Here is a 9,366-nt window from a genome sequence, read left to right on the forward strand (position 1 = left end):
ACGCCCGGCGTCATGTCCAGCGGTCCCGTCACCGTGGCGATCCGCCGCCGCCCGCGCTCGGCCAGCAGCCGCACCGCCATCCGCGCCCCGCCGACGTTGTCCGCGCTCACGTACGGCATCGGCGGCCCCATCTCGCCGAAGGGCCGGCCCGCGAGCACCACCGGGATCCCGGCCGCCCGCAGCCGCCCCGGGAGCGGGTCGTCGCCGTGCAGCGACACGAACACGACGCCGTCGAGGTGCCCGCCACGGGCGAACCGCTCGAACCGCTCGCGCTCGGCGGTGTCGCCCAGCACCGCGAACACCAGCTGGACGTCGTGCTCGGCGACCACCGCATGCGCCCCGCGCAGGATCCGCGCGAAGTACGGGTCCGAGAAGAACCGCTCCTCCGGCTCCGCCACCACGAACGCGACCGCGTCGCTGCGCCGCGTCATCAGCGTGCGGGCGGCGCGGTTCGTGACGTAGGACAGCTCAGCGGCCGCTTTCAGCACCGCCTCCCGCGCCGCCTCGCCGACCGTCGAGGAGCCCTGGAGGACCCGCCCCGCCGTCGCCCGGGACACCCCGGCGCGGGCCGCCACCGACTCCAGCGTCGGCGGCCGATGCGGTTGCGGCCGGGCCGTCATGTCCGGGTCGCCCATCCAGCGGTCCCCCACCTACCGGCTCAGCGCGATCCGGACCCAGCTGAACGTCAGCACCACCATGCCGAGGACGGCGAGCACGAGCCCGAACCCGGCCGGGTCGCCTCCGTGCAGCACGGTGACCTGCCGCGACCAGATCGCCCACACGCCGGTCACGATCGAGAAGCCGCTGCCCACGGCGCACATCCACGCGAGGCCCCACCAGCGCGTCGCCAGCGCGGCGATCGAACCCACCACCCCGAAGCCGAACGACGTCACGACGAACAGCACCGGCAGCACTCCCAGCTCCGCCCGCCCGAGCAGCACCTCGAACCCGCGGATGCTGCCCGTCCACGGCAGCGAGAGCGACGCGACGAGCATCAGCATCCCCACGACGACACCCGCGGCGAGGGCACCGGGTTCGACGCGCCGCTGCACCGCACGCTCGACGTCCGCCAGCTCGGCCTCCAGCGGGGAGAGGTCGTCCTCGGCCATCACAGCGCTCCACAGGACGTGCCGGCCGCGGCGACCGGCGGGCCGAACCCCGGCAGCCCCAGCCCCGTGCCCGACGGCCGGGGGCGCTCGGCGGCGTCCCCCGCCCGCGTCCGTCGGTGGGAGAGCACCGGCCCGTCCGCGACGAGGTGGTGCGGCGCCCCGTACGTCACCGCCACGGAGACGACGTCCCCGGGCCGGATCGCGGCCTCGCCGGGGGTGAAGTGCACGAGCCGCCCGTCGCGCGCCCGGCCGGACAGCCGCCGGGTGGCGGCGTCCTTGCGCCCCTCCCCCGTCGCCACCAGCACCTCGACGACGCGGCCCTCCCGGGCGCGGTTGCCCGCCCAGGAGATCTCCTCCTGCAGCGCGACCAGCCGTTCGTAGCGCTCCTGCACCACGGCCTTGGGCACCTGGTCCGGGAGCGAGGCCGCAGGCGTGCCGGGCCGGGGTGAGTACTGGAACGTGAACGCCTGCGCGAACCGGGCCTTCGCGACGACCTCCAGCGTGGCGTCGAAGTCCGCGTCCGTCTCGCCGGGGAAGCCGACGATGATGTCCGTGGAGATGGCGGCCTCGGGGATCGAGGCGCGCACCTCGTCGAGGATCTCCAGGAACCGCCCGGAGCGGTAGGAGCGGCGCATCGCGCGCAGCACCGCGTCGGAACCCGACTGCAAGGGCATGTGCAGCTGCGGGCAGACGTTCGGCGTCTCCGCCATGGCGGCGATGACGTCCGAGCGGAACTCCCGGGGGTGCGGCGAGGTGAACCGCACGCGCTCCAGGCCCGGCACGTCCCCGCAGGCGCGCAGGAGCTTCGCGAAGGCGCCGCGATCGCCGAACTCGACGCCGTAGGAGTTGACGTTCTGCCCGAGCAGCGTCACCTCCAGCACACCCTCGGCGGCGAGTGCCCGCACCTCGGCGAGGACGTCACCGGGGCGCCGGTCGCGCTCCCGGCCGCGCAGCGACGGGACGATGCAGAAGGTGCAGGTGTTGTTGCAGCCCACCGAGATCGAGACCCAGCCGGCGTAGGCGGACTCGCGCCGCGCGGGCAGCGTGGACGGGAAGACCTCCAGCGCCTCGGCGATCTCCACCTGCGCCGTGGCGTTGTGCCGGGCCCGCTCCAGCAGGACGGGCAGGGCCGCCACGTTGTGCGTGCCGAACACCACGTCCACCCACGGGGCGCGGCGCACGATCTCGGCGCGGTCCTTCTGCGCGAGGCAGCCGCCGACCGCGATCTGCATGCCGGGGCGGGCGTTCTTGGCCGGGCGCAGGTGGCCGAGGTTGCCGTAGAGCTTGTTGTCGGCGTTCTCCCGCACCGCGCAGGTGTTGAACACGACGACGTCCGCCTCGGCGGCGTCCTCGGCGCGCGCGTAGCCCGCCGACTCGAGCAGCCCGGCCATCCGCTCGGAGTCGTGCACGTTCATCTGGCACCCGTAGGTGCGGATGGTGTAGCTGCGCGGCACGACGTCGAGGGTAGGCGCCTGCCCTGACAAGCGGGCCGCGGGGCGGGCAGGATGCGGCACGTGCCGCTGCCGCGCCGTGCCCTCCTCGCCGCGATCGGCGCCGGCCTGCTCGCGGGCTGCGCCGCCCCGTTCGCCGACACCCGCCTGCGGATCGCGACGGGCGGCACCCAGGGGGTGTACTTCGCGCTCGGCACGGCGCTCGCGCAGGCGTGGCAGTCCCGGCTGGAGCTCTCCGCGCGGCCGGCAGTGCTGGCGACGGCCGGGTCCGTCGAGAACCTCGCGCTGCTCGCCTCGGGGGCGGCGGACGTCGTGTTCAGCCAGGTCGACACGGTCGCGGACCGGCTCGCAGGGAGCGGAACCACCGGCCTGACGGCCCCGCGCGGCCTCGCGCGGATCTACGACGACGTGGTGCACGTCGTCGTACCGGCGACGTCCCCGGCGCGGTCGGTGACCGACCTGCGCGGGATGCGGGTGTCGGTGGGCGCGAAGAACTCCGGGGTGAGGATGATCGCGCGGCGGCTGCTCACCGCGGCCGGATTGCGTCCGGACACCGACGTCCGGGCCCAGGCGCTGGGCATCAACGAGTCCGCGTCGGCGCTGCAGGCCGGCGGGATCGACGCGTTCTTCTGGTCCGGGGGCGTGCCGACGGCCGGGGTCTCGGGGTTGGCGCAGGCGGTGCCGATCCGCCTGCTGGACCTGGAGGACCTGCTGCCCGCGGTGCAGGCGCGCTACCCGGAGTACGCCCCCGGGACGGTGGCCGCCGGCACCTACGGCATCGCGGACCCGGTGACGACGTTCCTGGTCCGCAACGTGCTCCTGGTGCCGGCCGGGATGCCCGACGCCCTGGCCGAGGCGCTGGTGTCGGTGCTCTTCGGGGAGCAGGTGGCGCTGGCGCGGGCGAGCGCAGCCGCGCTGCGGATCGACACGCGGGCGGCGATCGGCACGCAGCCCGTTCCGCTGCACCCGGGGGCGGAGCGGTTCTACCGGGCCGCGAAGACCGGCTGACCGGTGCGCAGCGCCTCCAGGGTCGCGCTGGAGCGCTGCATCGCACCCTGGAAGAGCAGCTCGGCGTGTTCGCCGAACGGGTACAGATGGCCGAGCAGCTCCAGCATCACGAGGCCGTGCATCTGGGCGCGCAGCTCGATGAACAGGGCCAGCGCCCCCGGCGGCAGCGGGATCTTGATGCCGTCGAGATCCTCGATCGGCCCGGTGGCGGGCGGCAGCGGGACGGCGGCGAGCTGCTCGCGGGTCCAGCCGTCGAAGGTGGTGTCGAGGAACGGGCCAGCGAGGCGGAACGCAGCGGCGCCGACGGCGTCGGCCGGCGGCTCGAAACCGGGCACCGGGGTGCCGTAGAGCAGCAGGAACGCGGCGCGGTTGGCGAGCGCCCAGTGCCGGTAGGCCCCGGTGGTGGCGAGCCGGCGTTCGAGCGCGGGACGCCCGCGGGTGGCGTCGGCGGCCGCCTGGACGGCGTCGGCGAGGGCGTTGTGGGCGTCGACGACAAGGGCGGTGAGCAGGGCGTCGCGGCTGCCGAAGTAGTGGTAGAGCGACTGCACCGTCATGCCGACCGCCCGCGCGACGCCGCGCAGCGACATCCCGCCGGGCCCGGCCTCGGCGAGCTGGCCGAGTGCGGCCTCCTTGATCTCCGCGACCGTCTCCGCTCTTCGACGGTCCCGCACCGACCCCTCGACTGACATCGTTCTATCTCCTTGACAGTGTTAGGCACCGCGGCAATACTGGCGCCGTTCGCTAAGACTAACACTGTTAGGGAGATCCGATGCGAACCCTCCTCGCCGACGCGCGCCGCGGTCACCGCGGGCTCTACGGCCTCGCGGTCGGGATGGCCGGGCTCGCCGTCGTGACGGCGGTGCTCGCCGTCGTCGACGACCGCGTGCTGCTCGGCGCCCCGCTGTGGCTGAAACCCCTCAAGTTCTCGATCTCGTTCGTGCTCTACGCGGGCACCCTCGCCTGGCTGCTCGGCCAGCTGCGCGAACGCGCGCTGCAGCGCTCGGGCTGGGTGATCGTCGTGGCGTCGGTGATCGAGATGGCCGTCATCGTCGGCCAGGCCGCTCGCGGCGTGCGCAGCCACTACAACGACGACACGCTGGCGGACAACATGCTCTGGAACCTCATGGGCGCCACGATCGTCGTGCTGTGGTTCGCCACGCTGGCGGTCGCGCTGCGGTTCCTGCGGGAGCGGGTCGGCGGCGTTGACGGTGCCGACGGTGCCGACGGTGGCCGCCCGCTGGACCTCGCCGTCCGCCTCGGCCTCGGGATCGCGCTGCTCGGGATGGCGGAGGCCTTCCTCATGGCGATCCCGCGTGCCCACGCCGTCGGCGTGGCGGACGGCGGCCCGGGCCTGCCGCTCCTCGGCTGGAGCACCACCGGCGGCGACCTGCGGATCGGGCACTTCGTCGGGATGCACGCCCTGCAGCTCCTCCCGCTGCTGGCCGCGGGCCTGGCTGTGCTGAGCGGGCGGTGGCGGGACCGGCTCGACGAGACCGCGCGCACCCGGATCGTCGGCGTCGTCGGGACCGCCTACGCCGCCGTCGTCGTGCTCGTGACCTGGCAGGCCCTGCGCGGCCAGCCACTGATCGCCCCGGACGTCTGGACGCTGGGCGCCGCAGCGGCGATCGGGTTGGGCACGGCCGCCGGCCTGGCGTGGGCCCTGCCGCAAGGCCGGATCGCCGTCCCGGCCGGGAGGGCCGGCCGGTGAGCCCCGAGATCCTGTTCACCCTGGCCTTCCCCCTGGCCGCACCGTTCTGGGCACTGATGATCCTCGCGCCCACCTGGCGGGTCACCGAGCGCGTGATCGCCTCGCCGCTGATCGCGGTTCCGCCCGCGCTGGTCTACGCGCTCGCCGTCCTCCCCGGGTTCGCGACCGTGTTCGCGGCGGTCGCGAACCCGACGGCGGCCGGGGTGGCCGCGCTGCTCGCCACACCCGCCGGGGTGGCGGCCGGGTGGGCGCACTTCATCGCGTTCGACCTGTTCGTCGGCCGCTGGGCCTACCTCGACGCCCGCGAACGCGGCATCCACCCGCTCGTCATGGCACCGGTGCTGGTCCTCACGATCCTGCTCGGCCCGCTCGGCTTCCTCGCCTACCTGGCGGTCCTGGCGACCGCGCGCCGAACGGTGCTAACACGCGACGGTGCCGAAGCGAGCCCCTGATGCGGCCCGTGCGGTGGCCGCGACCGAGTGGAGGGAGCGGGACATGGCCGTCGCCATCGTCATGGACTTCGCAGGAGGCACGCTCGAGCAGTACGACCAGGTGATCGCGAAGATGGGCCTGGACCAAGGCGGTACGGGCCCCGAAGGGGCGCTGTTCCACTGGGTCACCGCCACGGACGACGGCATCCGCGTCGTCGACGTGTGGGAGACCGCCGAGCAGTGGCAGGCCTTCGCCGACTCGCAGATCGGACCGATCACCGCCGAGGTCGGGGTGCCCGGCCCGCCCGCCGTCACCGTGCACCAGGTGCACAACCACCTGACCGGACCCTGAGGATCCTCCGGCCGTCGCGGGCCGTGCGCCCGGCTTCCGGTGCGCCCTCGCCCGCGTGGGCGCACCGGGGCGGCGATCAGCAGCCCGAGGACTGCGGTGAGGACCGCGGGGCGAACTCCAGACGGATCGCGTCGGAGCGTGGCAGCACGATCGCGGGCGCGCGCAGCTGCGCCCACGAACGCGGCAGCAGCACGTACTGGTCGCCGGACTGCAGGACCAGCACGAGGCCCGTGTACCGGAAGCCGTACGCGGCGTCCTCCGCGGCGCAGGCCTGCTCGACGACGTCCGGTGCGTGGATGCTGAGCGGCTTCTCGCTGTACACCGTGGTCCAGGGCGCGCCGTCCAGGTCGGCGACGGTCTGCTCGGCCCGGATGCGCCCGACCTCCGAGGCATACAGCTGGGCCGCCCAGAACACGCTGATCCCCACCAGGACGAACACCGCCGCCCGCTCCGTCAGCGAAGGCGGCGACGCCCGGAGGCAGGCTGACGCGAGATGCAGCAGGAGCACACCGAGGGCGAGCGCTACGGGCGAGGCGATCAGGAAGAACTCCAGGTCGGTGCGTCCGGCGAGCCGGTAGAGGCCCGCCCCGACGAGGAGTGCACCGCACAGCACCAGCGCCGGGGCGATGCGGCGGCCGAGCACCCGCAGCCGGGCGGGCCCGACCCGGCCGGCCGCCAGATCGTAGATCCACAGGACCGCCAGGACGAGCGCGGCCAGCACGACGACCGGCACGAAGAGCGGGTCGACGCTGCGGAGGAGGTAGTCCTGGGTCGTGAAGCCCAGCACCGTGAACTCGACGCCCAAGCTGTCGAAGTAGTGGTAGCTGAACGACCATCCGAAGTAGAACATCACCGCCGTCAGCAGCGTGGTGGGTGCGAGGATCGCCGTGAGCACGGCGAGGAGGCCGGAGCGGCTGTCCCCCGCCCCGCGCCGGACCGCCCGTCGCGGCCGCATCGCGACAGTGCGGTGCATCCGACGCGACGCCCGTCCCGCCCGTGACGGGCTCATCAGCCGTCGCCACTGTTCCGGGTGCTCGAGCTCGTGCTGCTCGTGCTGCTCGTGCTCGGTGGCCGTCCGGTCCGGTCCGGGTCGTCCGGCTCCGGCTCTGGGTCGTCCGGCTCCGGCTCTGGGTCGTCACTGTCGGAGGTGCTGCACCGGACGGTCACCGTGGAGCCGCGGGCGACGACCGTCCCGGCGGGCGGCCTCGTTAGGACCGTCCCGCCGGGGCCGCCTGCGATGGTGCAGGGCCGCCGCTCCGGTCGGTACGCGAGACAGAGCGACCCGCCGCAGGCTTCCCGCAGGACCCGTGCGATCTCGGCCTGCGCCTCCGGGTCGTCGTAGTCCAGGCCGGAGACCCCGTGGGCCGGGATGGCGAGCGGTGAGGGCCCGGCGCTGCTGGTGGGCCGGGGCGTGGGAGAGGGCCGGGGTGTGGGAGAGGCCCGCGACGTCGTCCATGACGGCCGCGGCGACGTCGGCCGTCCGGTGCCGGTCCCGCCCGATGCCGACGACGACGCTGACGCTGACGATGCCGACGCTGCCGACGACGCTGCCGACGAGGGGAGGGTCTGCCTGGTCCCCGACGTGGCGCCCCCGGACGCGGACGTCCCCGTCACCCCGACGCCGGACGACCGCGGAGGGTCCAGCGGAGACGGCCCGCCGCACCCGGCGAGAACCACCGTGCAGGCGACCCCGACCCCCACAACGCGACCACGCACATGCATCCGCCGCCCCCCACAGACGTGCGTAGCAGGGTAGTCCGCCCGCGCCAGGCGAACCTCCCGTTTTCCCAGCTCAGCGAGTTGATCTGAGCTCCGGATCACGGCACCCGCGGCAGCCGGGCCCGCACCAGCAGGCCGCCGCCGTCGGGCAGCTCCAGGCGCAGGTCGCCGCCCGCCAGCTCGGCCGTGCGGGCGGCGATCGCGAGCCCCAGCCCGGAACCCTCGACGTTGTGCTGGCCCGGGCTGCGCCAGAACCGGTCCGTGGCCCGCTCCAGCTCGTCCGGCGGGAGCCCCGGGCCGGTGTCGCGCACGGTGATCTCCACGATCCCGTCCACCGCCGCCGTGCAGACGGTGATCGTGCCACCCGGCTCGGAGAACTTGACCGCGTTGTCCAGCACCGCGTCGAGCAGCGCCTCGATCCCGCCGGCCGCCGCCCCGGCCGTCAACCCGCGCGCACCGCTGCGGACCAGCCGCAGGCCGGAGTGCTCGGCGAGCGGCCGCCAGGCGTCGAGACGGTCCTCGACGCCCGCGTCGACGTCCACCCGCTGCACGGTCAGCGTGCGCTCGGCGCGGGCCAGCGCGAGCAGGCCGTCGAGCAGCGTGGAGAGCCGCTCGGCCTCCTCCAGCGCCGCGATCTGGTCCTCGACGGCCACCTCGTCGACGTGGCCCTCCAGGTTCGACAGCCGCAGCCGCAGCGCCGTGAGCGGGTTGCGCAGCTGGTGGCTCGCGTCCGCGACGAACGCCCGCTGCGCCGCGAGGGCCTGGGTGACGGTCGCGGCCATGCGGTCGAACGACGCCGTGAGCCGCCGCAGCTCCGGCGGCCCCGTGCCGTCCGAGACGGGTTCGGCCGTCCCACCCGCGAGCACGGCGGCCGCGACCCGGCCCATGCCCTCGTCGAGGCGTTCCACCGGCCGCAGGATCCAGCGGGTCACCGGCAGCGCGACCAGCGCGCCGACCCCGAGCGCGAGCGCGACGGCCGCCGCGAGCAGCGACCACACCCGCAGCTCCGCCGTCCGCAGCCCCGCCGTGGGCGACACCGTGACGACGGCGCCGCGCGCCTCCCCGTCGACGAGCACCGGCTCGGCCAGCACCATCGCGCTGTCGTCCCACGGCAGGATCAGCGGGTAGGGCTGTGAACCACGCGCGGCGAGCGCCAGCCGCACCCGCTCCGCGGCCTGCTCATCGAGCAGCGGCGGGTCCGGCCGGGACGCGGCGAGCGTCCGCCCGTCCTCCCCGACGAGCAGCACCGCGATGCCGTAGACGTCGTCGTGGCGGGCGAGCTCCGCGGCGAAGCGGGTGAGCGCGCCGGCGTCGTCCTCGGTGAGCGGGCGCTCGGCGATGGAGGCGAAGTAGACGGTGTCGCTCAACCGGTCCGCGAAGACGGCGAGCTGCTCGCGCTGCGCCGTGGCGACCGCGAGCGGCACCCCCAGTCCGGCGGCCAGGAGGCCCATCAGGAACAGCGTGACGACGAGCAGCCTGCTCCGCACCGCTACCCCAGCCGGTAGCCGACGCCGCGGACGGTCTGCACCAGCTCGGGGCGGCCGAGCTTGGTGCGCAGCGACGCGACGTGGACGTCCAGGCTGCGGTT

General features: G+C 74.6%; 11 protein-coding genes. 4 read left to right on the forward strand and 7 right to left on the reverse strand.

Annotated elements, in window-relative coordinates; translation table 11 throughout:
* The 3 genes from AB7J25_RS28540 to miaB form a co-directional block, all read right to left on the reverse strand.
* On the reverse strand, positions 1-635 hold a 635-nt coding region (locus AB7J25_RS28540; RefSeq protein ID WP_428514101.1), incomplete at its 3' end, for a LacI family DNA-binding transcriptional regulator.
* Between the two features lie 15 nt (positions 636-650).
* Positions 651-1,109, reverse strand: coding sequence for an Rv2732c family membrane protein (locus tag AB7J25_RS28545; protein WP_428514103.1), 459 nt, complete (start codon positions 1,107-1,109; stop codon positions 651-653).
* Complete coding sequence (gene miaB, locus AB7J25_RS28550) at positions 1,109-2,563, reverse strand: tRNA (N6-isopentenyl adenosine(37)-C2)-methylthiotransferase MiaB (RefSeq protein ID WP_428514105.1); 1,455 nt, start codon at positions 2,561-2,563, stop codon at positions 1,109-1,111. The genes AB7J25_RS28545 and miaB overlap by 1 nt, the downstream gene beginning before the upstream one ends.
* A 60-nt stretch (positions 2,564-2,623) precedes the next feature.
* On the opposite strand from miaB, the gene AB7J25_RS28555 reads away from it, so the two are divergent.
* Positions 2,624-3,568: a TAXI family TRAP transporter solute-binding subunit gene (locus AB7J25_RS28555; RefSeq protein ID WP_428514107.1), complete on the forward strand. Its 945-nt coding sequence runs from the start codon at positions 2,624-2,626 to the stop codon at positions 3,566-3,568.
* On the opposite strand, the gene AB7J25_RS28560 is transcribed toward AB7J25_RS28555, so the two are convergent.
* The gene (locus AB7J25_RS28560; protein ID WP_428514109.1) at positions 3,544-4,257 is read right to left on the reverse strand and encodes a TetR/AcrR family transcriptional regulator; all 714 of its coding nucleotides are present in this window, start codon (positions 4,255-4,257) and stop codon (positions 3,544-3,546) included. The two genes, AB7J25_RS28555 and AB7J25_RS28560, sit on opposite strands and share 25 nt — an antisense overlap.
* An 80-nt stretch (positions 4,258-4,337) precedes the next feature.
* Between AB7J25_RS28560 and AB7J25_RS28565 the strand changes: the two genes are divergently transcribed.
* From AB7J25_RS28565 to AB7J25_RS28575, 3 genes are read left to right on the forward strand one after another with little or no spacing between them, the layout of a single operon-like run.
* Complete coding sequence (locus AB7J25_RS28565; RefSeq protein ID WP_428514111.1) at positions 4,338-5,276, forward strand: hypothetical protein; 939 nt, start codon at positions 4,338-4,340, stop codon at positions 5,274-5,276.
* Entirely contained in the window at positions 5,273-5,728 is a 456-nt protein-coding gene (locus AB7J25_RS28570; RefSeq protein WP_428514113.1) for an ABA4-like family protein, read from the forward strand. Before AB7J25_RS28565 ends, AB7J25_RS28570 begins: the two co-directional genes overlap by 4 nt.
* A gap of 43 nt (positions 5,729-5,771) precedes the next feature.
* Positions 5,772-6,059, forward strand: coding sequence for a hypothetical protein (locus AB7J25_RS28575; protein ID WP_428514115.1), 288 nt, complete (start codon positions 5,772-5,774; stop codon positions 6,057-6,059).
* Between the two features lie 76 nt (positions 6,060-6,135).
* On the opposite strand, the gene AB7J25_RS28580 is transcribed toward AB7J25_RS28575, so the two are convergent.
* The 3 genes from AB7J25_RS28580 to AB7J25_RS28590 form a co-directional block, all read right to left on the reverse strand.
* Entirely contained in the window at positions 6,136-7,014 is an 879-nt protein-coding gene (locus AB7J25_RS28580; protein ID WP_428514117.1) for a hypothetical protein, read from the reverse strand.
* Positions 7,015-7,876: 862 nt separating this feature from the next.
* Positions 7,877-9,265: a sensor histidine kinase gene (locus AB7J25_RS28585; RefSeq protein ID WP_428514119.1), complete on the reverse strand. Its 1,389-nt coding sequence runs from the start codon at positions 9,263-9,265 to the stop codon at positions 7,877-7,879.
* 2 nt (positions 9,266-9,267) lie between these two features.
* Positions 9,268-9,366 (reverse strand): winged helix-turn-helix domain-containing protein (locus tag AB7J25_RS28590; protein ID WP_428514121.1); only part of this gene is annotated, 99 nt, incomplete at its 5' end.

The sequence above is a fragment of the Pseudonocardia sp. genome (assembly GCF_050246655.1).
Taxonomy (GTDB): domain Bacteria; phylum Actinomycetota; class Actinomycetes; order Mycobacteriales; family Pseudonocardiaceae; genus Pseudonocardia.